This window comes from Ruminococcus flavefaciens AE3010 (assembly GCF_000526795.1).
GTDB classification, from domain to species: domain Bacteria; phylum Bacillota; class Clostridia; order Oscillospirales; family Ruminococcaceae; genus Ruminococcus; species Ruminococcus flavefaciens_D.
Genome location: NZ_JAGT01000001.1, coordinates 2,720,105 through 2,744,013, shown reverse-complemented (window position 1 = coordinate 2,744,013; position 23,909 = coordinate 2,720,105). Strand labels below are relative to the sequence as shown.

Genomic DNA, 23,909 nt, shown 5'->3' with positions numbered 1-23,909 from the left:
AATCACAGGAATCAAAGATCCTGTGATTATTTTTTATGTATATAATGTAAATTTTTGCAAAAAGGTATTGACAAAAAGCCAAAAATGTGCGGCGCAGCTAATCAGATATACACATCTGATTGGAGGTTTTACCGTGCAAAAATACTGTAATATCGTCAAAAACAAGCTTAATACTCTTATCAGCAACATGGAGAAAAATAACTCTGATTTCGTAGTTGATCCTAAGAGAGATTTTGTTCGTAAAAGTGAGCTATCTTTCTCAAAAACATTGAGATTCATTCTCGGAATGGGCAGCCAGACACTTGGCAAGGAGCTTGTAGAATTCTATGATTATGATTCAAAAATGGTATCTGTGTCTGCTATCGTTCAGAGAAGAGCTAAAATACTTCCTGCTGCTTTTCAGTATCTGTTCCATAAATTCAATGAAACATTTTCTCAAACCAATTTCTTTCACGGCTACAGGCTTTATGCTGTGGACGGTTCTGATATACATATTCCTACTGATCCTGATGATAAGGATACTTTTTATCGTGCAAATAATGATGTAAAAGGCTATAACCTCATGCATCTGAATGCTTTGTATGACATTATGAACCGTAGATATATCGATGCTGTATTACAGGACAGTCGCAATGAAAATGAGCATTCTGCTCTCATAAGTATGCTTGAAAATATCGGACATGAGTCCATTATCGTTGCGGATAGAGGATATGAATCCTACAACACGATCGCTCATCTTGAAAATAACGGCTTGAAATATGTGATGCGCATCAAGACAAGCGGTGGAATTGCTCATAAATTCAACATTCCCCATAATGAGGAAGCTGATTTTGCTGCAAATATTATTATTACAAGAAGACAAACTAATGAAGTTAAGGCTAATCCTGAACTTTATCGTTATCTTCCGCACTCTTCAAATTTCGACTTCCTTCCGAAAGAATCGAAAGATACATATCCTCTTAAATTCAGGATAATAAGGCTCAAGATATCTGAAGATAACTATGAAACCATTGTTACCAATCTCTGTGATGATGAGTTCTCTGCCGAAGATATAAAGATGATATACAAAATGCGCTGGGGGATCGAGACTTCATTCAGAGAACTGAAGTACCAGGTTGGTCTTATTGCTTTCCATTCAAAGAAAAAGGACTGCGTGATACAGGAAATCTTTGCAAGTCTTATCATGTATAACTTATCTATGCTGATTACCGAAAATATCACCATAGATGACGATAAGCATAATGATTACCGCTATAAAATCAATTATGCTTTTGCTATACATATCTGCATCAAATTCTTTCGCTCTGCACACGCAAATCCTTTTCTTTTGGAAGAGCTGATAGCAAGAAACAAGTGCCCTGTCAGACCTGATCGTATTGCTGATAGGAAAACTCGATATCATTCTGCTATTCCCTTCAACTACAGACTATCATAATTCTTCGATTATGTCAATCTTTTTTCAGGCAGATCTCGGATCTGTCTTTTCGTCATGCATTTTTTGCGAATGTAACAGCAGGAGTATGTCTGGTCATATTCCAAACATACTCCTGTTCTTTTTCGTATTTGATTAGCTTAATGACATTACCCTTTCGAGGGGCTTCATTTTTTCGCCCGCCAATCCCCCTGACAATGTGTAGGGGCGCCCTTTGGGCGTCCGCGGCTTTCTATGAAATTAAGACGGGCTGTCGAGGACGCCAGCCCCTACAGCGCGTTCATATTGATTGCATTGTAAGACGCGGAACGCCGAGGGCGGCGTTCCCTACACATAGTTTTATGTTTATTCCAATATTAGTACCGGCAAGCGAAAGCAAATTATCGTTGATGTACGGAGTGAGCAAGTTTACGAGCGACAACGTGGTCAGGCAGCGCGGGCTCCGCGCTCAAAAAATTCATAAATGGGGTATTGATAATCTCAGTGAACTGTGGTATAATTGTTTAGATAGCGGTCATTAATATTTTACCGCACTTTTCAAAAAGGAGTGATGACTCATGGTAGGCTTTGAAAATCATATCGGACAGATCACTATTTCGGAAAATTACCTCACCGAACTCGTTAAACACGCTGTTTCTGACTGCTTCGGTGTTGCCGACGTCAGCAATGTCAGCACCTTCCGCTCCGCTGTTTCTGCCATTACCGCAGGCAAGGCTTTCAAGAAAAATAAGGGGGTCCGTATCCGTACAGACAAGGACGGCGGTCTCATTATCGACCTGCATATCAAAGTGACCTACGGTACTAACATCACTGCTGCCGTAAACAGCATTACCCACAAGGTCAGCTTCACTGTTGAGGAAGCTGCCGGTATTAACGTAAATAAGGTCAACGTTTATGTTGACGACCTGAACGCCTGAGGCGTTCCCGTAATCAGAATTGGAGGACTTTACTGTGATACACGGTTCTTTACTCAGAGATGCCATTATCTCCGCTGCAATTACTATCAATAACCGCAAGCGCGAGGTGGATGAGCTGAATGTATACCCCGTTCCCGACGGCGATACTGGTACCAATATGTCCATGACTATCGGCAATTCCGTTGCCGAGCTCAGACGTCTTGACGACAAGGCTCCCGTATCCGAGGTCGCTTCAACGGCAGCTTCTGCATTTCTGAGAGGCGCAAGAGGAAACTCGGGCGTAATACTTTCACTTATATTCAGAGGCTTTTCCAAGGGACTTGCAGGATGCACCGAGGCAGGCTGCGAGAACTTCGCAGACGCTTTGCAGTTAGGTGTAGAGGCTGCATACAAGGCTGTTATGAAGCCTGTTGAGGGCACTATCCTTACAGTCGTAAAGGCTGCCGCTGCAAAGGCTAAGGAAATATCCATAGACACCAACGACGAGGTGACCTTCTGGAAGGAGGTCTGCGCAGAGGCTGAGGCTACTCTTGAAAAAACTACAGATATGCTGCCCCAGCTCAAAAAGGCAGGCGTAGTCGACGCAGGCGGAAAGGGTCTGTGCATCATATTCAGAGCTATGACAGACGTTTTCGACGGCGGTAAGATCGCCGAGCCCGCAGAAGCTCCCGCTGTTCAGGAGGGCTCTTCGGATTCATTCAGAACTGCCGTAAGCGAGTACGATGACGATATAAGATTTACATACTGCACCGAGTTCATGCTGGAAAAAGAGGACAACTGCCCCGATGTTTCCATACTCCGTGCTTACCTTGAAACTATCGGTGACTGCGTAGTTGTAGTTGACGACGAGAAGATAATCAAGGTACATGTTCACACCGATAACCCCGGCAAGGCTATTACAAAGGGTCTGGAGTTCGGTCACTTCATCAACGATCCCCGTCCCAAGATAGAGAATATGCGCATACAGCACGAAAACAAAGTCAAAGACGCCAAGGCTGCTCAGGAGGGTCTTACTCCCGCAGAGCCCGAAAAGGAGTTCGGATTCGTTGCTGTTGCCGCAGGTCACGGCCTTGAAGCTATGTTCACCGACCTTGGCGCTGACGTGGTCGTAAAGGGCGGTCAGACCATGAACCCCTCTACCGACGATATTCTCCGCGCTATCATGAAAACCCCCGCAAATACGGTTTTCGTGCTTCCCAATAACAAGAACATCATCATGGCTGCCGAGCAGGCTGTAAAGCTCACAGACAGAAAGGTCTGCGTGCTCCAGACAAGAACTATCCCTCAGGGTATCGCTGCAATGCTGGCTTTCGACGACAGCAGCAGTCTCTCCGAGAACCGCATTGCCATGACCAAGGCTTTTGAGAAGGTCTCCACAGGTCTTATCACCTTTGCCGCAAGGAACTCCGAGTTTGAGGGACACCAGATAAAGGAGGGTGAGATACTCGCTCTCGACAACGGCAAGCTCTCATTCACCGAACGCGACATCAACAAGGCTACCTACAAGCTTGTCAAGAAGCTTGCCAAGGGCGATGTGAACTACGTTACTCTTATCCACGGCGCTGATGTGCCCGAGGAAAACGCTGAGGAGCTCCAGAAGTTCATTCAGTCCAAGCTCAGCGACAAGATAGAGGTAATGCTGGTAAACGGCGGTCAGCCTGTTTACTACTATATCATTTCGGTAGAGTAAGTATTGACAAAGTATAAGTAACGTGATATAATATATATAACCACGAATGATGTGACGTCCATGAGGACACACAAAAGAAACTCCCGAAGCTGCAACTTCGGGAGTTTTTTTCCGTATATACGGAACAGGCTTTTGTCGGACTACTTCCTGTCAAGCCATTTGCATATGTAGTAACCAACTACACTTGCTGCGACAGAAATAACGAATGATGTAACGATCGCCATGAGTTCCACCTCCTTCCTGACGGAAGAAGCCGAAAATTTATTATACCATATTCTTGCCGAAAAGACAAGAAATACGCCGAATACGCCAAAAGAGCCTCCTTGCGGGAGGCTCTTATCTTTAGCTTTTCAGTGCCTTTTCAAGCCATACATTTGCGAAATCAAGTGCCTCATACAATCCGCACTCGCGCTCTGCATTCTTGACAAATGCTTTCAGGGGGTTGGGCTCGTTTGTGTCCATCTGGACTATCCTTACCTTTGAGATCATCTGATCGCCGTTTTCCTCTCTGGTCTCAAGAACCTGAATGTAGATAACATACGGATCCTGCATATATCCGTAGTATATATCATTACCGCTCTTTACCAGTGGGTAGCCCTTATAAGTGTTGAATTTCCCGCTCATCGTAATACCTCCTTATATTCCTGTCATGCTTACGGTAAAAGCTGATCGGCTCTTACCATGTTGTGATATAATCCTCTCCTGTGCTTATGCGCTTGATGTTCTCTTTGAGTGTATCCACATAAGACTTTGTGCAGTAGAACTTGCTCTCTCCGTCTATGACTATCAGTGAACGCATGAACGTATCATCGTAGAAGTCATACTTTATGGTCTTGCCCATCTGGGAGTCCTTCAGCGATACAGATACCGCCGGCTCACCGCTCGGAACAGGTGCGTCAGTTGCAAATTCCTCTGCGTTTGCGCTTATGAGGAAAGAATAGAACAGTCTGTAGCGCTCGGAGTCAAATTTCTTGCCGTCCTTGATAACTGTAAAGTCCTCAGACTTGGGGCTGTCGGGAAGTTCAGTGCCTTCCTTTAATGAAATGCCGAAGTTTATGTGCTCATCGCCGCTGATAACGCTGAGATCTGTGATATTCCATACATAGGACGCTATCATTATCTTGGAGCTGATATCGGCAGGCGTTACTGTCAGCCACTTCGCACTGTCAGCAGATAAGATGTATATCACCTTTCCGCCCTCAAGCATACCGTATGCACACTTCTTGCCGTCCTCATCAGCGAATATCTTGCCGAGAAGAAGCACATGGCTCTTGCCGTCGTCGCATTCCATTGTTACCTTGCAGAAGGGCTTGTCAAGTCCGGCTTCTGCTATATCAGCATCGGTGCAGTGTACCGCATATATGTCCGAAGCGCTGAGCCCGAACATTCCCGATATGATATCCTGCGCCTTCTCAATGGCAAGGTAGCTCTCTGTAGGCTCCACCAGCTTGTGAGGCGATGTTGTGCCTCCTGCATGGGAGTCGCTCTTGTCTCTGTCGTACTTTATGAGAATATCAGAGTCCATATCCTCACGCTCTATCCTGAGGCTCTGTACCTCGGGCATATCATCGTCGGAGGGCTTTTCAAGCACTGTCTTTCCGATGAAATACTTATAGTCGCTGCTGTAGTTTGCGATAGTCGAAGTGTTGACTGTATATACGTCATTCTTTCCGTCGTCTACCATTACATAGGTGATGTCGCTGCCCGACGGAGCAGTGTCGCCTATGAAGAACTTTACCTTTGTACCTGATTCGTAGGTCATTTCCACCTCAGCCTCGGGTGAAGCAAGTCCGTACTTTTCAAGGTCTGTGCAGCCCTCAGCCACAAGTGAGGCTGCCTGCATACCGTTTGCGTTGTTTGCAAGAGTTCCCACCATTGCGGTATCCACATCAAGGTCGGTATAGCCCTCAAGGTTATATACAGCTGATGTGCCGTTTTCGGTGTCGGGAGCGCTCTGCATTATTACGTTAAGCTCGCCGCTGCTGTTTTTTACAGTCACGCTTTTAACTGTGCCTGTCTCGCCGTTATCGCTTACGAGAACCGTTCCCTGACCGCGTGCCTCTGTTGCCAGAAGCGTGGGCGATGAGGAAGAACTTTCACCGCCTCTGCTGCTTCCCGTATCACTTGGGGCAAGCTTCATATAAGCTAATCCGCCGCCCAGCATAGCTGCAAGAACTGCACTGAGCGCGATGATCCCCTTAGCTTGTTTTTTCATTTATTTCTTCTCCTTAACAGTACGATCACGCCGATCGCTGCAATAATGAACGGTATTACCCATACAACTATTATCTGTATCACCTTTGCCTGTTTTGTGGAAGGTGTTATAGCTGAATACTGAAGTCCCTTATCGGGGATAACAACGCCGTTGTCCTTGCCTACCATTGTGTTTATGATATTGAGGATAGCATTTGCGTTATTATATGTTGTGTTCATTGTGATAATTCTGCTGTCCGTCATATCCGGGCTTCCCAGAACAAGAACGCTGCTGGTATATACGCTGAAGCCCTCAGAGGTCTGCTTCTGTGAAAGCATTGCTGCTGTTTTTTCACCATTATCGCTTAACTTTTCCTGCATGTTTGTAACACTTACAGTATATGCCTCGTCATAGGATACAATAACATTCTTGACTGTGTTTCCGTTATTCTTGGATATCTCTGTGAGGGCTCTTGTATTAGGTGAAACTATAGGAAGCTTATCATTGGGAAGTGTTCCAACTGCTTCTGAATCGCCTACTTTTAGCGCAATAAAATTAGCATAACCAATATTGTAGCTATCGTCACAGATTATCTCGTTCTCAACCTTGATGTTCCAGTCCGCAAGGAATGCCTCGATGTTTGGAAGATTTGTCTTTGAAACATCGGGAATGTATACAAGGCTCCTGTCGTACTTTCCGCCGTTGTAGAGGAAGTCGCTGAGCTTCTTGATGATGTCCTCAGTGAAGTCAACCGACGGTGCGAAAATAACTACCGCATCGTAATCCTCCGGCTTTATCTCGTCTGCAGAGATATCGATGTTTGTACATTCATAGCCGTTCTTTTCAAGCAGCTCGCTCTCAAAGGCATTTGCTGCGTCACCGTAGCTCTGTGCATCATACATGGAAGCTCCGTTCATAGTTGCTGCAAAAGCTGCCTTTACAGGGTGTGCATCGCAGACATTGGTGATAGCTGATGTGATAGTGCTCTCACCTGAGAAGATGAACTTTGCCTCGCCTGTAGACTGATAGGTGTTCATGTCGGGAGTTATCATGCCCATAACGTCCGATGCGCCTATTACATTAACTCTCTCTCCGGCTGCTACGATAATGCTGCCGCGCTCGATATCGCCGTTGTAGTACTTCTTGTACTTGTTGATGATATCGGGGTCAACATCCATATCCACATACTTTACATTGATGCTGCCATTTCCCTTACCGCCGTAAACAGCGTATTTGTCAAGGAACTCGGGGATAAGCTCAAACGGGATATCATAAGCATAGCCGTACTGGCTCTCCTGATAATTTGCAAGAGCTTCAAAGTAGTCTCTCTTGGCTGTAACTGTTATATCAACGTCCTTATTGATATTCTTTACAGCTTCGATGGACTGCTCGCTGAGCTCGTATCTGTCATCGGGAGTAAGGTCTATCTTCATGGGTGAACGCTTTCCGATAACACCTACCATAAAGTTGAGTACTACTACTATGGCTATAACGAGTATGATGACAATATAGAACATTGAGCCGTATTTCAGCTTCTTGCGGAAGCCTGTTTCCTTTTTCGGCTCCTTGGCTTCTTCTATGGTAACAAGCTCTTCGGGAGCTTGGCTGTTTGTCAGACTTTTATTCTTGTCTAATTCTTTTTTACTCATCTGTATCAAAACCTTCCTTTCTTTATGGTCAGCTCCAGCGTCTCTTCTCCAGCACCTTTACGGTGAAGAAGTTGAACAGGAAGGCTGCACTGATGAAGAATACCACACTGGTGAGGCTGAATACTCCCCTTGTGAATTCAACATATCTCGAATAGAAGGCTAATGCTGTGACCAGCTTGTATACCGCTTTCTTGAATACATTGCCGTTCTCGAAGTTATATACCAGATTCTCCGAAAGGTATATCACGAATATAACTACAAGACAAACAACTGCGGAAGCCATCTGGTTCTCGGTAAGGGACGATATGAAAAGTCCGACTGCTATGAAAGCTGCTCCAAGGAAAAGCATTGCGAAATAGTTTCCGAGAAGCGTCGACCATACGACTTTGCCGAGATAGTTGATGACGAATGCATAGATGAATACTACTGACTCGGCAATAACGAACAGTGTAAGTGCTGCGAAATACTTGCCGAGAACGATGTCCCACAGACTTATGGGAGCTGTGAGAAGTCCCTGGTCGGTCTTGTTCTTCTTTTCCTCGCTGAGAAGCTTCATAGTCAGCACAGGAATAAGGAACATTACGATATAGAACATTGAACTGAACATATTTGAAGTATCGGCAAATCCGCTGGCGATAACTCCGTTATAGAAGAATATGCCCGATACCAGCCAGAACACAGCAAGAAATACATATGCTACGCCCGACGTAAAGAATGCGCCCATTTCGCGCCTGTATATAGCCAGCATTATTCCTCACCTCCGTTATTTTCCTCGCTGTCGGCAGCAGATGTATCATCATCGCTGCTGTCAACGATAGATTCTTCCTCATCAGCCTCCTGCACGGCTCTGAGCTTGCCGCTTGCAGTGGTCTTGATATCTATCTTTGGCTTGGACTTGGTCTTTACGTCGCTGTCGCCGTCTTTGCCGAGTCCCTCGTCCATGGTTATCCTGAGGAAGATGTCCTCGAGAGTGAGGTCTGAGAGCTGGAGCATGAGTATATTCCAGCCATTGTCAGCACAGAGCTTGTTGAGGTCACGGCGGATATCAGTCTTTCCGTCTGTCTCAACATCGTAATCGTAGATGCCCTTTTCGCGCTCCATATCTGCGCGGACATACTTTACGCCGCTCATAGCTCTGACAGCGTCTGCGATAAGACGCTTGTCGTCTGCGGTATGTGTGGGACCTTCGATACGAAGTGTCATCTTGTGCTTGTTTGTGATGTTCTTTGCTATCTCCTCGGCAGTACCGTCAGCAGCAACAGTTCCCTTGTTGATGATGATTATCCTGTCGCAGACAGCCTGTATCTCGGGAAGGATATGGGAAGAAAGGATAACTGTGTGCTTCTTGCCCAGCTTCTTGATAAGAGTTCTTATCTCGATTATCTGGTTGGGGTCCAGACCAACTGTAGGCTCGTCAAGTATGAGCACGGGCGGATTGTTGATAAGCGCCTGTGCGAGACCTACTCTCTGACGGTAACCTTTTGACAGGTTCTTGATTATTCTTCCTCTTACGTCCTCTATCTTGCAGAGGTTGCAAACGTCCTTGAGATGCGCTTTTCTCGGAAGCTTGCACTTCTTCATGTCGTATACGAAGCCCAGATATGCCTCAACTGTCATATCCACGTAAAGCGGCGGTATCTCGGGGAGATAGCCGATATTTGCCTTAGCTTTCTTTGGGTCCTCGAGAATATCCACTCCGTCGATGAGAACATCGCCCGAGGTAGACGAGATATATCCCGTCAGCATATTCATGGTCGTGGACTTTCCTGCGCCGTTTGGCCCCAGGAAGCCGAGTATCTCGCCCTTTTCGACCTTGAAGCTTATATTGTTTACGGCAAGCTTGTCGCCGTACATCTTAGTAAGGTTCCTGACCTCTATCATTGGGTTTTACCCTCCTTATTGCATTATCTTTGCGGCCGAACGCTGTCATGCCGCAGTTTCTTTACTATGTTAATACTTTATTGTGATAACAAAGTGAAAGCAATACGAATTTTTATAATATTTTCAGTGCGGACTTTATGTCGTTATCTATCTGCCCCTTCAGCTCGTCAAGTGAGCCGAACTTCATTTCGGGACGGATAAATCCGCATAATTCCACTATGAGCGGACTTCCGTAAAGGTCTCCCGAAAATCCGTGTATATATGTTTCGGCAAGAGGAGCGCCGCCGTATTTCACGGTGGGCTTCACGCCGATATCCGTTATGGACGGATAGGTCTTCCCGTTCACATGGGCTCTCGACGCATACACACCGTACTTCGGCACAAGCTGTCCCTCGCCGAAGAGCTGATTTGCCGTAGGAAAGCCGATAGTGCGTCCCAGCTGAGCTCCGCGGCTGACATCTTTGGCTATGATATAGGGCATGCCCAGCATAGCGTTTGCGCGGCTGAGCTCTCCCGAAATAAGGAGTTCACGCACCGCAGTCGAGGACACTCTTTCGCCGCCGCAGTATACGTCATCCACGGTCTGTACCGTGAAGCCGTACCTTTCACCAAAGCTGCGCAGCTCGTCCACGCCGCAGGAGGCTCCCTTGCCGAAGCGGAAGTCCCTGCCGCAGCATACAAATGCGGCGTTCATTTCGCCGCAGAGTACATCCTGTGCGAAGCAGCCGCCGTTCATGCCGCATATATCCTCAAACCGCGGAGAAAACACACGCTCGATGCCGCATTCCCTGCTTAGCAGCAGGCTCTTTTCGCTCTCGCTGTAGATGTAGCCTGCCGCGCCCTTGTTCGCCGTACTCTCAGGCGGAAAGGTAAAGGCGCAGGGTATGAGCCCCTGTTTTTTCTGCTCAAAGGCAGCTCCCAGCACAGCACGGTGCCCCAGATGCACTCCGTCGAACATTCCCAGAGCCACGGCTGTTTTGTTATTTCCCATGCCGTCACCCTAAATTCTTTCCGACGCGGAGCTCGCCGCTTTCAAGGTCCGCAAAGGCAGTGCCGATGAAGCCTCCGTCGAAGCCGTAGACTCCGTACTGTGATTCTCCCTCGCGTATGCCGCGTACCCTTGATATATCGAGCTTTACGCCGTTTCTGTACATTCTTGTCTGAGCCTCGCCCAGTCTCAGCTTCGGCAGCTTTTCAAATACACGCTCTATGGGGAGTATGAGCTCTTCGAGCCTGCCCTCGTCCCTTGCGCGCTGTATCTCCTCAAAGCTGTGGCAGTCATCAAGGGTAAAGCCCCCCGACGAGTTCCTCACCAGAGAGGTCATTATGCCTCCGCAGCCCAGCCTTTCGCCGATATCGCTGATAATAGTCCTTATATATGTGCCCTTGCCGCAGGCTATGGACATGACGCCCTCATGGGTGCTTTCGTCGTAGCTCTCCAGCACAAGGCTGTCAACTTCTATCTCTCGTGCCTGACGCTCGACCTCTATGCCCTGCCTTGCAAGGTCATAAAGGCGCTGTCCGTTGACCTGCACAGCGGAATACATGGGAGGGAGCTGCATTATATTCCCCGTAAAATCAGGCATTACAGCTTCAATATCCTCACGGCTCACCGCCATGTCCGAGTGCTTCCGCACCTCTCCCCACACGTCCTGTGTATCGGAGACAGCTCCCAGTCGGAAGCCCGCACGGTAGCTCTTGGTATTGTCAGGCATTATATCGCAGGCTTTCGTGGCGTTGCCCACGAAAACAGGCAGCACTCCCGTAGCCATGGGGTCGAGAGTACCACCGTGTCCGAGACGTTTCATTTGCAGTATGCCGCGGAGCTTCGCCACCACATCGAATGAGGTGAAGTCCTGCGGCTTGTTTACGCAGAGGATACCGTTCATCAGCTCAGTGCCCTTTCGACAACTTCAATGAGCTGCTTTTTAGCCTCCTCAAGAGGTCCGTTAACGGTACAGCCTGCTGCCTTGGCGTGACCGCCGCCGCCGATAGACTGGCATATAGTGGATACGTTTACGTCGTTTGCCGAGCGGAATGAGCACTTGTATACTCCGTCCTCACGCTCGCGCATGAGTATGCCCACTTCCGTTTCCTCAAGCTGTATGGTAAGAGGCGCAAAGCCCTCCAGCTCCTCCATGGAAACGTTCATTTCCTTCATCATATCCTGGGTCACCGCAGCTATGGCAAGCTTGCCGCCGAGACAGTACTCCATGAGCTCGTTGACCTTGGCTTCAAGCTTCAGTCTGCCCATAGACTTTACGTCGAACATATAGCGGTTTATCCTTGCGAAGTTGATATCGTAGCTGCGCATCATCTCTGCCGCTATCTCGTGAGCGCGTGGAGTGGTGCAGTCATACTTGAAGCAGCCCGAATCGGTTGCAATGCCGGTATAAAGGCACATTGCACAGTGTTTTGTTATCTTGACGCCCATGTACTGAGCCAGCTCGTAGATTATCTCGCAGGCAGCTGTAGCGTCGCCGCGGAGCAGTGTTCTCTCCGCGAAATTCTTGTTTGAGATGTGGTGGTCGATACATAACTGTACCTTGTCGCCGTAGATGTCCTTATAATCGCCCATAAGAGTAACATCAGCGATGTCCACCGCAATGACGGTCTTTGGTTCAAAATCCTCCCCCGCTCCCTCATCGGTGAGAAAGCTGTAGCGGGACGGAAATACGTCGTGGCACACTACTCTGCTGCGGATACCAAGCTGTGCAAGGATATCCTTCAGGCCGAAGCCTGCGCCTATGCAATCGCCGTCGGGATTGCGGTGTGTCAGTATTACTGCGTCCTCGCAGTTTCTGAGAAAGAGCTCAGCCTCACTGAAGCCTATATACATATGAAGCACTCCTTACAGTAGGTCATGGAGCTTTTTGCTTATCTCCGCACTTCTCTCTATTGAATTGTCGGCTATAAACGTAAGCTCAGGCGCTTTGCGCATTTTTAGTCTGTGAAAAAGCTCCCGCTTGATGAAGCCTGCGGCGCTTTTGAGTCCCTGAACGGACTCATTTGCTCTTTCGATGCCCTCAAAGCTGGATACATATATCTTGCAGCTTGACATGTCGCCCGAGAGGTCGGCACGTACGATAGTGAGCATCTTGTCTATCCTCGGATCCTTGAGTTCACGCAGGATAGCTGTCATTTCTCTCTTTATATCTTCAGCCATACGGCTGTTCTTGAAATTAGGCATTTCGATCCTTTCTGTCGTCAGAGTTTGACGGTAAAGCCTCCCCCTGTTGTTTCCTCATGCTTATCTGAGTCGGCAGCCTTTGCGGTCTTTTTTGAAGTCTTTTTAGCAGGCTTCTTTGCCGCTGTTTTCTTTGTGGCTGACTTTTTTCCGGAAGCTTTCTCCTCTTCGGTATCCTCGGGCTTTTCGGCTGCTTCCTCAGCCTCTTCCGCCTTCGGCTCCTCAGCATCCTCGGCAGACTCGCCTTCCTCTGCACCTTCGTGCTCCGTAAAGAAGCCACCCCCGAAGATATCCGCAGAAAAAGCCTCGTCCTCAGCCGTCAGGCTGTAGTCGGGGATCTCGTCGTCCCCCTCCTCGCCGTAGTAGATGTCGGCATAGTTGCCGTACTCAGGTTCAAGCTCTACATCGCGTACAGGACGCTCGATGCCCATAAGGTCGTCTGTATAGGGCTCGGGCGCCTCTATTGCACTGCACTGACCGAGAAGTATCTTCTTGACCGATTCAAAGAAGAATATATCGATAGGTCCGAAGTCGTCCCATGCCAGTGCTTCATTGCAGTACTGCAGCATATCCGCAGTACTCATTCTGCTGTTATCCATAAAGATTCCCCCTTTATCATTATTGAAAGATCATTAAGTCATTAATCCTCGCGGTACTCCTCAACGATGTAGGTCTCGAAGATATCGCCTTCCTTGACATCGCTGAACTTTTCAAGGCTGATACCGCACTCATAGCCCTCGGCTACTTCCTTTGCGTCGTCCTTGAAACGCTTGAGTCCTGCTATTTCGTCGTCTGCGATGATGATACCGTCGCGGACAACTCTTACCTTGCTGCCTCTTGTAACCTTACCGCTGAGTACGTAGCTTCCTGCTACCATACCAACGTTGGAGATCTTGTATACCTGACGGACCTCTACACGTCCCTGCTCAACATCGCGGAACTTAGGTGCCAGCATACCCTTCATAGCTGTAGATATCTCTTCTATCGCGTCATAGATGATGCGGTAGAGTCTGATATCTACGCCGTCACGGACTGCATTCTCCGCAGCAACTGGATCGGGTCTTACATTGAAGCCTACGATGATAGCGTTTGAAGCGGCAGCCAGCATTACGTCGCTCTCCTTTACCGCACCGACTGCACCGTGGATAACTCTTACTCTTACCTCGTTGTTGGAGAGCTTTTCAAGAGACTGCTTTACAGCCTCCACAGAGCCCTGTACGTCTGCCTTGACAACGATGGGGAGCTCCTTGATCTCGCCCTCTGCGATCTGGCTGAACAGGTTGTCGAGTGTGACCTTGCGGTATGCGTTGAACTGCTCCTGCTTAGCCTCGTGCTTTCTCTGCTCAACAAGCTCTCTTGCCAGTCTCTCGTCCTCAACAGCATTGAAGATATCGCCTGCGCTGGGAACTTCTGCAAGACCTGTTATCTCAACAGGTACGGAAGGACCTGCTGCCTTGACTGTTCTGCCCTTGTCGTTGGTCATAACTCTTACACGTCCAACGGCTGTGCCTGCGATGATAACGTCGCCCTGCTTCAGAGTACCGTTCTGTACCAGGAGTGTTGCGATAGGACCTCTGCCCTTGTCAAGACGAGCTTCGATAACTGTACCCTTTGCAAGTCTGTCGGGGTTAGCTTTAAGCTCCTTGACCTCTGCAACGAGAAGCACGTTCTCGAGAAGGTCGTCGATGCCCTCGCCTGTCTTAGCTGATACGGGTACGCAGATAACGTCACCGCCCCAGTCCTCGCATACGAGGTCGTACTTGGTGAGCTCTTCCTTGATTCGGTCGGGGTTAGCCCCCTCCTTATCCATTTTGTTGATAGCAACTATAATGGATACGCCTGCTGCCTTTGCGTGGTTGATGGACTCGACTGTCTGGGGCATGATACCGTCGTCTGCGGCAACAACGAGGATAGCGATATCTGTGATATTAGCACCTCTTGCACGCATAGAAGTGAATGCCTCATGTCCGGGAGTATCAAGGAATGTGATGTCCTGTCCGTTTACATTTACCTGATAAGCACCGATGTGCTGTGTGATGCCGCCTGCTTCGCCTGCTGCAACGTGAGCGTTTCTGATACGGTCAAGTATGGAAGTCTTACCGTGGTCAACGTGTCCCATTACAACTACAACAGGGCAGCGTGGCTGGAGGTTTGTATCGTCGTCGTCGGTATCGTCGATAAGACGCTCCTCGATAGTAACGATAACTTCCTTTTCTACCTTTGCACCCATTTCGTCTGCAACGATAGCTGCTGTATCGAAGTCTATCTCCTGATTTATGGAAGCCATTACGCCCAGCTTCATCAGCTGCTTGATAACATCTGTAGCTGTAGCTTTAAGACGTGTAGCCAGCTCTCCCACTGTGATGCTGTCGGGGATAAGTACCTTGAGCTGCTGCTTTCTTGCTCTCTCCAGCTCCAGTCTCTTGAGCTTCTCAGCCTCGCTCTCCTTCTTGGAGAACTGCTGACGTGTCCTCTGAGCGGACTTCTGATTTATTTTCTGCTTCTTTGAAGAGTAGTTGTCGTTCTTGTGCTTGTTGGAGGCTGCCATCTGGTCGTATCTCTCGTTGTACTTGTCGAGGTCAACGTAGCTTCCTCTTGTATCGACAGTACGGCGCTGAGTTGATGTCTGAGCCGTCTCGGAGCTGAATGCGGCGTTGAACTTTGTTCTCTCGCCTCTGTCCTGAGCCTTTGCAGGCTCTGTCTTTTTCTTGTCCTTTTTCTTGTCGTTCTTCTTTTCGGGTGCGGGAGCGGGAGTCTTTACCTCGGGCTTTGGCTCAGCCTTGGGAGCTTCCTCCTGCTTCTTTTCGGGCTCTGCCTTCTTCTCGGGCTCGGCAGACTTTGCAGGCTCTGACTTGACCTCAGCCTTGGGAGCTGTCTCCTTGACGGGAGCTGCTTCCTGCTTCTTCTCGGGCTTCTTCTCAGGCTTCTTCTCAGGCTCTGCCTTCTTTGCGGGAGCCTCCTGCTTCGGCTCTGCCTTTTTCTCGGCTGCGGGAGCCTTAGCTGCCTTTTCCGCTTTCTTCTCGGCAGGCTTCTCCTTTTTCTCGGCAGCAGCTGCTGTCTTCTTTGCGGCAGGCTTCTTCTCAGCCTTGGGAGCCTCCTCCTTTACAGGACGGGGATCGTTCTTGGAGTTGAAGTAATCGTTCAGTGAATCCACGGAATAGCGGTTCTTCATGTAGTGTTCGAGAACTGCGTTCATCTCCTCCTCTGTGAGAGAAGAGCCTGTTTTCTTTTTATTATCGCCCTTTTCAGCGAAATAATCGATTATTTCCTGTGCAGGGACGTTGATATCCTTTGCTGCGTCGCTTAACTTTATCTTTTTTGCCATAGGCTTTATTTACCTCCATTGTACTATGCCGTGCAGGTCACGGCGAAATTATGATCCGTATCTATATCAACGCATTACTGCGATATTTCGGACATTATAGTTAACGTCAAAAGATTTTGTCGTTTGCTATGATCTTCTCAAAGCCGTCTGCAAAGCCCTTGTCCGTCACAGCTATGACAGCTGTTTCCTTGCCGCAGAGCCTGCCGACGTCGAACTTGCTTATATCGGCTTCAAAATGTCTCACGGCGTACTTTTCACAGTAGTAGCGGACCTCCTTGACGGTCTTGGGGGAAGCGTCGGAAGCTGTCAGCAGGCATACGGCGGTGCCGTTCTTTGCGGCTTCAACTGCGCTGTCAAAGCCCTTTACGACTTTTCCTGCCCTAATGCATATTCCCAGCAGATTAATTATCCTGCGGTTCTTCTCCGAGCTCATTCATCATCACCTCGTAAACGCTGTCCTCTATCTTGCACGAGAATGATTTCTCAAAGCGTCTTGCCTTTCTGGCTTTGTCGAGACACTCACGGCTGCGGCAGATATACGCTCCTCTGCCTGCTGCCTTGCCCTTGAAGTCAAGGCTTATATCGCCCTCGGGAGACTTCACTACACGGATAAGCTCCATTTTGGGCTTCATCTCGCTGCAGCCGAGACACATTCTCATGGGTATTTTCTTAGGTTTCATAATTATTCCTCGTTTGCGGGAGCTTCTTCCTCAGCTGCTGCCTCTGCTGTTTCCTCGGCAGGAGCTGTCTCCTCAGCCTCAGCGATATCTGCTGTCTCCTCAGCTGCGGTCTCCTCCTCATCGGGAACAGACTCGAACACGGGAGCTACAAAGTCGGGGCTCATCTCGGGAGCTTCCTCGCCTGTGAGGTTGTCGAACTGTGGCTTGATGTCTATCTTGAAGCCTGTGAGCTTTGCAGCAAGCTTAGCGTTCTGACCCTTGTTGCCGATAGCAAGTGAGAGCTGATTGTTGGGAACGATAACTGTGCACGCCTTTTCCTCCATAGAGGTGATGACTGTCTTGAGAACCTCTGCTGGAGCAAGCGCTCTTGCGATGAACTCCTCTGGGACCTCGCTCCATGGGATAATGTCTATCTTCTCGCCGCTGAGCTCGTTGACTACAGCTGTGATCCTTGAACGCTTGGGACCGATGCATGCGCCTACTGCGTCAACGTTCTCGTCCTTTGACCAAACTGCGATCTTTGTTCTTGAACCTGCTTCACGTGAAATTGACTTAACTTCAACAGTTCCGTCGTATATCTCGGGGACTTCCTGCTCGAAGAGTCTCTTTACGAGGTCCTTATGTGTACGTGAGATCTTTACTACAGGCTTCTTGTTCTTGCCGATGATGCCTGTGATGTATACCTTTACGGACTTGCCCTCTTCAAGGTTCTCGCCGGGTATCTGCTCGTTGCGGAAGAGATAGAGCTCTGTTCCGTCGTAGACTACGGTAACTGTACCTCTGCCCGGCTCTACCTGTGATACCTTGGCAGTGATGCACTCATGCTCCTTCTGCTCGAACTTGCTGAGCATCTGCTCGCGGTTTATCTCTCTCAGGTCGCCCTTGATGGACTGCTTTGCGGAGAGGGCAGCCATTCTGCCAAGCTTGGAGATGTCAAGCTCCTTCATGATAGTGCCGCCCACCATAGCGTTGGGATCCATAGTCCTTGCAACGTCGATGTTCACCTCGTTCTCATCGATAGGCTCATCGTCGATGATATCCTGTCTGATATACATCTCGAACTTCTTTGTCTTGGGATCGATCTCAACGGAAATCCTCTCCTCGCTGTGGGGGTAAGCTCTTCTTGCTGCCTTGAGCATTGCCGATTTAACCTTTTCGATGAGAAGCTCGGTCTCTACGCTGTTTTCCTCGCCGAGTGCCTCGAGCGCCTTGAAAAAGTCCTTGTTCATGTTCATGTCTGTAAATTCCTCCAATATATTTTATTTTGGTTTTAAGCAAATATTGTTAAAAATCCAGATAAAGCTTTACAAAAGCTATATCCGCCAGAGGGAACTTCTTTTCCTCTCCGCTTTCGAGGACGACTGTTACGCCCTCCTTGTCTGCGCCTGCAAGCTGCGCGACTATTTCCTTTTCGCCGTCAATGGCTCTGATAAAGTGAACTCTTACGGTGTCGCCCTGACAGACCTCAAAGTGCTCCTCCTTGACCAGCTCGCGCTCCAGACCTGCCGAGCCCACTTCAAGCATGTAGCTCTGGGCAATGGGGTCCTTCTCATCAAGTATGTCGCTGATAGGAGCGTTGGCGCGTTCACAGTCCGCAATGGTTATGCCCTCGTCCTGATCGATGAACACGCGGAGATACCACATGGCGCCTTCCTTTTCGTAGCACACGTCCCAGAGGTAGTAGCCCAGCTCGTCGGTTATGGGCTTGATAAGGTCGTATACCTTTTGTTCCGTACCGCCGAATTTTTTGAATTTCATAGGCAGTTTTCCCCGATATATCGGGTCTCTCCTTTCTCTGTAAAGTTTAAGTTTCGATATAAATACTAAAGACCGGAAGGGTTCCGGTCTTTGGGTTTACTATCATCATAAAGTATTATACCACGGTTTTTCGCAAAAATCAAGTGTTTTTCGGAATTTTTTTCAAAAAATCGCAGTTTTTTCCCGCAAAACGGAAATACCCTATCGGCATGGACCGAAAAAGCTCCTCTCAAAACCTTGCGGCGGCTCTGAGAGGAGCTTTCTGTATATATATTATTAAATCCCTTTTTGTCCTATACCTGTATATGATCATCTTGTGCGAATACCGCTTTCGACTACAGCGAGCCGATCGCTTTCGCGTACATAAGGCCCGAAAGGACCCCAGTCCCTATCCCAGGCATCAGGATCATCAGGATTAATATAAGCTATCTCGCCAATAGAAACAGCTGTATTGTCAGCCATTTCAAGCCCGGGCTTTATTGGGTCTCCGCCGTGTATCAACTTCCAGATCTCAAATCTTCTTTTTGCTTCCTTCTCCTGTCTTTCCTTGATCGGGTCTCTTAAAGTCACGGTAGCTGTGCCTTTTACTAATGCTGCATCTTCACTGCTGACATATTTGAGAAGTTCGGCAATATAAGCCTCTTCAGCCTGCTCATCAGCCTTTGCCAGACTATAGCTTCTTCCCGCCGCGCTTGCGGACATTGCACTTGTCATTGGTACCGCACACATTGCTGTCGCTGCTAAAACTGTGATCATTCTCTTAAAATTAACCTTCATAATACTTCCTCCTTAAAAGAAATTGAAAAATACGTTTCTCGTAAAAACTCTTATGTATGTATTAAAATGTCTTTTTTTGCTTTGGATTTGTTTTAGGTGTCGCGCAACCCTATGCTTTTATTATACTTGTTTTTCAGCTTTTGCATAGGTGTCATTTGTCACTTTCTCAGTGACATTTGTCACTGTCTGAATGACAAATGTCACTCGGACGCATTGCTCGGTCAGATAACCTCATGCAAGGCTCGGATATCGGAACAGGCGACTCATAAAGCCGCCTGTAAACCTTCTTTTGTTCCTTTTGTTTTAATCCCAGCTGTCCACTGTAAGACCAAGCTGCGGGCATTCTATCGAGCCCGACTCATGTATCCTGAAATCAAATTCATAGCTTTCATCAGGCTCTTCATTCAGCAAATACTCTATATCGTTACTGTAATATACATTATGTGTGAATTTAAACTTGCCCTTATATCCGCCGATATCTATTGCTACCAGTGAATCGGGACATATATCATTCCCCCATTTCTCATGGGAAAAGGTGTAATCCACCCCTTCGCTGACTGTTATCTCCTGTTCGTCTCCCACATAATCGGAAGCGACCAGAATATACGGAAATACATCAAAGCTGTTCTTTGTAACATATATTTCAAGCTTTACATCGCCGTACTGCTTTGAAAAACGGTCATAGCCCTTTATCTCATCGCCGAATTTATAACCTGCGAACAGCGAATCCTCAAGGCTCTCTTCTCTGTAAAAATGCACCGACGGATATAATATCATGTCTTTCTTCTGCTTATTCATTTTTGCACTGAAAATCGATAATAATATCATCCATATCAGTGCAGTGCAAAGCATTGTAATGATAATGAACTTGACAGGTGACATCATTGGCTTAATGTCAGATTCCCTGCCCTCTGCAAGGCGCTTGTTTATCTTGTGCTTATACGCCGCCTTGTATATTGCAAAGCCTATCACTGCTTCCAAAAACACAATGCCTGTAGGTATAATGATACTTAAAATACTTATTCCACTCATGCTCTCCCCTCCTTATATACCTAAGAATTCCTTGAATATGTAGTAGTACGTCCTCGTCACGTCCACCTTTGCTCCGTTCTTCATGGTCAGCATGAACTTCTGGGACAGGGCGGGACGTATGCTTTTTATGTGCGATACGGACACTATAACGGAATTGCTCACGCGTATGAACTCCTTTGGGTCAAGTATCTCTTCAAGGCGTTTCAGTGTCTCGGACAGTCTGTACTCGTCCTCGCCGCAGTAGGCTGCGATATCGTGGGCAAAGCTCTCGATGTGGGATATCTCCTTGGTCTCGAGCCTGTATATCTCGCCGTTCCGCCGCCCTATAAGGTGAGACACTGTGACGTTGCTCTCGGAGAGTATGAGCTCGGCGCTGTCGTCTATGTCTATTCCCTTTTTTATAAGCTCTGACGCTATGGAGTCGTAGTGTTCGTCGCTTACTAACAATCTTATTTTCATTTGTGACTATCGCCTCCCTATATTTTTCCCCGCCGCAGTCGGGGCGAACATTGTACCTGTACATTGATTTTGAGACCAGTATTCTTCTCCCCGCCGCAGGCGGGGAGAAGAAACCCATAAAATAATGATAACACGTGTTTCCTGTGATTTTATTATAATTGAGCAGAATAAAAAAATCAATACTCTCCGCACACCTTGCACTCAGGACTTCACAGGTTGCAACCCCTACAACATAATGTATAGGTCAGGAGCGGCAGCCTATAACAATGTGCTTAGATTTACCAATATAATACAAATAGTAGTAAAAATATGCTCTTTTATCCCTGATGTTAATAATTTGTTCATCAACACCCCCTTGTCAAATTTTGCATTACATGGTATACTTAGAATGATATTTTATTGCCCATAGGAAAGCACTGTCCGAGGGCAGAATGAGAAGGAGAAATGTTTTATGCAGTACGGACACTTTGACCTTGAAAACAAAGAATACGTCATCACCAACCCCGCTACCCCCGCACCCTGGGCAAACTATCTCGGAGACCCCGAGTACGGCGCTATGATCTCAAATAACGCAGCAGGCTACAGCTTCGTTAAGTCAGGCGCAAACGGAAGACTTTCACGCTTCCGCTTCAACTCCGATATGGCTCTCCCGGGACGCTATATCTATATAAGAGACAATGACACTGCAGACTACTGGTCTGCTTCATGGCAGCCTGTGGGCAAGCCCCTTGACAAGTACAAGAGCGAATGCCGCCACGGTACTGCTTATACAGTAATTTCGGCAGAATATGCAGACATCAAGTCAGAAACTACATACTACGTTCCCTACGGCAAGACCTATGAGGTATGGAGAGCCAAGGTGACAAACAACTCCTCAAAGGAGAGAAAGCTGTCAGTATTCGGCTTTATCGAGTTCACCAACGAGCCCAACTATGAGCAGGATCAGGTAAACCTCCAGTACACTCTCTTCATCACACGTACAAGCTTTGAGGGCGGCAACCGTATCCTCCAGCACATGAACGAGAACACAGGCTTCGACGAGAACGGCTACAACGGTCAGGAGCGCTTCTTCGGTATGGTAGGTCAGCCCGTTACAGGCTGCTGCGGAAGTCTCAGCGACTTCATCGGCCCCTACAGAACATTCTCAAATCCTATCGCTGTCGAAAACGGCAAGTGCAGCGGCGTTATGAACTATAACTCCAACTCCTGCGGCGCTCTCCAGAGCGATATCACTCTTGCTCCCGGCGAGACAAAGGAGTTCATCTTCGTCCTCGGCGAGCGCAAGGACCCCGAGGCTGCTGCGATACTTGATGAGTACAAGGCAGCAGGCAAGGTAGACGCTGAGGTAAAGCAGCTGAAGGACTACTGGCACGGTCAGCTCTCTAACTTCAAGGTAGAGACTCCCTCCGACGAGTTCAACAACATGATAAACGTATGGAACGCTTACCAGTGCTTCATCACATTTATCTGGTCAAGGGCAGCTTCATTCGTATACTGCGGTCTCAGAAACGGCTACGGCTACCGCGATACAGTTCAGGATATTCAGGGTATCATTCACCTTGACCCCGAAATGGCAGCAGAGAAGATCCGCTTCATGCTTTCCGCTCAGGTAAGCAACGGCGGCGGACTTCCTCTTGTTAAGTTCGACCACAACGCAGGTCACGAGACCTGCCCCGACGAGAACGACGAGCACAGCGTTTACGCTAAGGAAACAGGTCACCCCTCATACCGTGCTGACGATGCACTGTGGCTCTTCCCCACTATCGTGAAGTACCTCGGCGAGAGCGGCAACAAGGGCTTCCTCGATGAAGTCATCACCTACGCAGAAGAGGGCGGCGGAAAGGCTACAGTTTATGAGCATCTCAAGAACGCTATCCGCTTCTCCATGGAGCGTCTCGGCAGCCACGACATGCCCGCAGGTCTCCACGCTGACTGGAACGACTGTCTCCGCCTCGGTGCACAGGGCGAGTCCACATTCGTGGCATTCCAGCTCTACTACGCTATGAACGTTATGCGTGACATGGCTAAGGACAAGAACGACAGCGACTATATCACATACCTGGACGGCGCTCAGAAGAAGCTTGGCGCAGCTCTTGAAAAGTGCTGGGACGAGGACAGATTTATCCGCGGTATCCGCGACAACGGTGTTATCGTAGGCGCTAAGAAGGATCCCGAGGCTAATATGTGGCTCAATCCTCAGAGTTGGAGCGTTATCTCACGCTTTGCTTCCGACGAGCAGGCTGAAAAGGCTATGAACAGCGTTCACGATATACTCAATACACCTTACGGAGCTAAGCTCCTCGAGCCTCCATACAAGTACCACCACTTCAAGGGCGCTCTCATGCAGGTATTCAACCTTGATACAAAGGAAAACGGCGGTATCTTCTCACAGTCACAGGGCTGGCTCATACTTGCCGAGTCCCTCCTCGGTCACGGTGACCGCGCATTCGAGTACTTCCTCGAAAGCTCACCTGCTGCAATGAACGACAAGGCTGAGATACGTGTTATGGAGCCATACGTTCACGGTCAGTTCACCGAGTCAAAGGCTTCACCTTACGAGGGACGTTCACACGTTCACTGGCTCACAGGTACAGCTTCAACTGTTATGGTAGGCTGCGTAGAGGGTATCTGCGGTATGCGTCCCGACCTTAACGGACTTGCTATCGCTCCGTCTATCCCTGCTATGTGGGACGGCTTCAGGATCGAGAAGAACTTCCGCGGCAAAAAGCTCAACATCACTGTTGACAACTCCGCACACGTTCAGAGCGGTGTCAAGGAGATAACTCTCAACGGCGAAAAGCTCACAGGCAATTACGTTCCTGCTGACAAGCTTGCTGCTGTAAACGAGATAAAGGTAGTTCTTGGTTAATGCATAATTAAGGCGCTGTGATGATCACAGCGCCTTTTTGTATCTGTAGGGGCGCCGTT

The 23,909-nt window shown here is 48.3% G+C and carries 22 protein-coding genes; 4 read left to right on the top strand and 18 right to left on the bottom strand.

What is annotated here, in order from left to right; all coding sequences use genetic code 11:
- The first annotated feature begins 187 nt into the window (after window positions 1–187).
- The 3 genes from N774_RS0112090 to N774_RS0112080 all read left to right on the top strand — a co-directional run bounded on the left by N774_RS0112090 (window position 188) and on the right by N774_RS0112080 (window position 4,039).
- A complete protein-coding gene (locus N774_RS0112090; RefSeq protein WP_155250330.1) occupies window positions 188–1,435 on the top strand; it encodes an IS4 family transposase in 1,248 nt (415 codons plus the stop codon).
- Window positions 1,436–1,989: 554 nt separating this feature from the next.
- Complete coding sequence (locus N774_RS0112085) at window positions 1,990–2,349, top strand: Asp23/Gls24 family envelope stress response protein (RefSeq protein WP_024861494.1); 360 nt, start codon at window positions 1,990–1,992, stop codon at window positions 2,347–2,349.
- Between the two features lie 34 nt (window positions 2,350–2,383).
- Window positions 2,384–4,039, top strand: coding sequence for a DAK2 domain-containing protein (locus N774_RS0112080; protein ID WP_024861493.1), 1,656 nt, complete (start codon window positions 2,384–2,386; stop codon window positions 4,037–4,039).
- Between the two features lie 342 nt (window positions 4,040–4,381).
- Here the strand turns inward: N774_RS0112080 and N774_RS0112070 are convergent, their stop codons facing one another.
- From N774_RS0112070 to N774_RS0111985, 18 genes are all read right to left on the bottom strand, one after another.
- Window positions 4,382–4,663 carry a hypothetical protein gene (locus N774_RS0112070; RefSeq protein ID WP_024861492.1) on the bottom strand — a complete coding sequence of 94 codons (282 nt, stop codon included), beginning with the start codon at window positions 4,661–4,663 and terminating at the stop codon, window positions 4,382–4,384.
- A 52-nt stretch (window positions 4,664–4,715) separates the two neighbouring features.
- On the bottom strand, window positions 4,716–6,254 hold the full coding sequence (locus N774_RS0112065) for a DUF4340 domain-containing protein (RefSeq protein ID WP_024861491.1): 1,539 nt from the start codon (window positions 6,252–6,254) through the stop codon (window positions 4,716–4,718).
- Complete coding sequence (locus tag N774_RS0112060) at window positions 6,251–7,882, bottom strand: GldG family protein (protein ID WP_024861490.1); 1,632 nt, start codon at window positions 7,880–7,882, stop codon at window positions 6,251–6,253. Before N774_RS0112060 ends, N774_RS0112065 begins: the two co-directional genes overlap by 4 nt.
- A gap of 28 nt (window positions 7,883–7,910) precedes the next feature.
- Complete coding sequence (locus N774_RS0112055) at window positions 7,911–8,630, bottom strand: ABC transporter permease subunit (RefSeq protein ID WP_024861489.1); 720 nt, start codon at window positions 8,628–8,630, stop codon at window positions 7,911–7,913.
- Window positions 8,630–9,763: an ABC transporter ATP-binding protein gene (locus N774_RS0112050; protein ID WP_024861488.1), complete on the bottom strand. Its 1,134-nt coding sequence runs from the start codon at window positions 9,761–9,763 to the stop codon at window positions 8,630–8,632. Before N774_RS0112050 ends, N774_RS0112055 begins: the two co-directional genes overlap by 1 nt.
- Before the next feature lie 112 nt (window positions 9,764–9,875).
- Window positions 9,876–10,754, bottom strand: a complete 879-nt coding sequence (gene ribF, locus N774_RS0112045; RefSeq protein ID WP_024861487.1) for a riboflavin biosynthesis protein RibF — start codon at window positions 10,752–10,754, stop codon at window positions 9,876–9,878.
- A 4-nt stretch (window positions 10,755–10,758) separates the two neighbouring features.
- Window positions 10,759–11,652, bottom strand: a complete 894-nt coding sequence (truB, locus tag N774_RS0112040) for a tRNA pseudouridine(55) synthase TruB (RefSeq protein WP_024861486.1) — start codon at window positions 11,650–11,652, stop codon at window positions 10,759–10,761.
- Window positions 11,652–12,602: a DHH family phosphoesterase gene (locus N774_RS0112035; RefSeq protein WP_024861485.1), complete on the bottom strand. Its 951-nt coding sequence runs from the start codon at window positions 12,600–12,602 to the stop codon at window positions 11,652–11,654. The genes truB and N774_RS0112035 overlap by 1 nt, the downstream gene beginning before the upstream one ends.
- A 12-nt stretch (window positions 12,603–12,614) precedes the next feature.
- Window positions 12,615–12,953, bottom strand: coding sequence for a 30S ribosome-binding factor RbfA (gene rbfA, locus N774_RS0112030; protein ID WP_024861484.1), 339 nt, complete (start codon window positions 12,951–12,953; stop codon window positions 12,615–12,617).
- 17 nt (window positions 12,954–12,970) lie between these two features.
- Window positions 12,971–13,549, bottom strand: a complete 579-nt coding sequence (locus N774_RS0112025; protein WP_024861483.1) for a hypothetical protein — start codon at window positions 13,547–13,549, stop codon at window positions 12,971–12,973.
- 41 nt (window positions 13,550–13,590) lie between these two features.
- Window positions 13,591–16,275 carry a translation initiation factor IF-2 gene (infB, locus tag N774_RS18880; RefSeq protein ID WP_024861482.1) on the bottom strand — a complete coding sequence of 895 codons (2,685 nt, stop codon included), beginning with the start codon at window positions 16,273–16,275 and terminating at the stop codon, window positions 13,591–13,593.
- Between the two features lie 106 nt (window positions 16,276–16,381).
- On the bottom strand, window positions 16,382–16,708 hold the full coding sequence (locus N774_RS0112015) for a L7Ae/L30e/S12e/Gadd45 family ribosomal protein (protein WP_024861481.1): 327 nt from the start codon (window positions 16,706–16,708) through the stop codon (window positions 16,382–16,384).
- Window positions 16,677–16,955 carry an RNase P modulator RnpM gene (rnpM, locus tag N774_RS0112010; protein ID WP_024861480.1) on the bottom strand — a complete coding sequence of 93 codons (279 nt, stop codon included), beginning with the start codon at window positions 16,953–16,955 and terminating at the stop codon, window positions 16,677–16,679. The genes N774_RS0112015 and rnpM overlap by 32 nt, the downstream gene beginning before the upstream one ends.
- A 2-nt stretch (window positions 16,956–16,957) precedes the next feature.
- The gene (nusA, locus tag N774_RS0112005) at window positions 16,958–18,190 is read right to left on the bottom strand and encodes a transcription termination factor NusA (protein ID WP_024861479.1); all 1,233 of its coding nucleotides are present in this window, start codon (window positions 18,188–18,190) and stop codon (window positions 16,958–16,960) included.
- 49 nt (window positions 18,191–18,239) lie between these two features.
- Window positions 18,240–18,713 (bottom strand): ribosome maturation factor RimP, encoded by a 474-nt coding sequence (rimP, locus tag N774_RS0112000; RefSeq protein ID WP_024861478.1) that lies wholly within the window; start codon window positions 18,711–18,713, stop codon window positions 18,240–18,242.
- Window positions 18,714–19,022: 309 nt separating this feature from the next.
- Window positions 19,023–19,490 carry a hypothetical protein gene (locus tag N774_RS0111995; protein WP_024861477.1) on the bottom strand — a complete coding sequence of 156 codons (468 nt, stop codon included), beginning with the start codon at window positions 19,488–19,490 and terminating at the stop codon, window positions 19,023–19,025.
- 303 nt (window positions 19,491–19,793) lie between these two features.
- Window positions 19,794–20,522, bottom strand: a complete 729-nt coding sequence (locus N774_RS0111990) for a hypothetical protein (RefSeq protein WP_024861476.1) — start codon at window positions 20,520–20,522, stop codon at window positions 19,794–19,796.
- A 12-nt stretch (window positions 20,523–20,534) separates the two neighbouring features.
- The gene (locus tag N774_RS0111985) at window positions 20,535–20,981 is read right to left on the bottom strand and encodes a LytTR family DNA-binding domain-containing protein (protein WP_024861475.1); all 447 of its coding nucleotides are present in this window, start codon (window positions 20,979–20,981) and stop codon (window positions 20,535–20,537) included.
- Window positions 20,982–21,432: 451 nt separating this feature from the next.
- Here N774_RS0111985 and N774_RS0111980 point away from each other — a divergent pair, with 451 nt between their 5' ends.
- Window positions 21,433–23,850, top strand: coding sequence for a GH36-type glycosyl hydrolase domain-containing protein (locus tag N774_RS0111980; RefSeq protein ID WP_024861474.1), 2,418 nt, complete (start codon window positions 21,433–21,435; stop codon window positions 23,848–23,850).
- Window positions 23,851–23,909 lie beyond the last annotated feature (59 nt).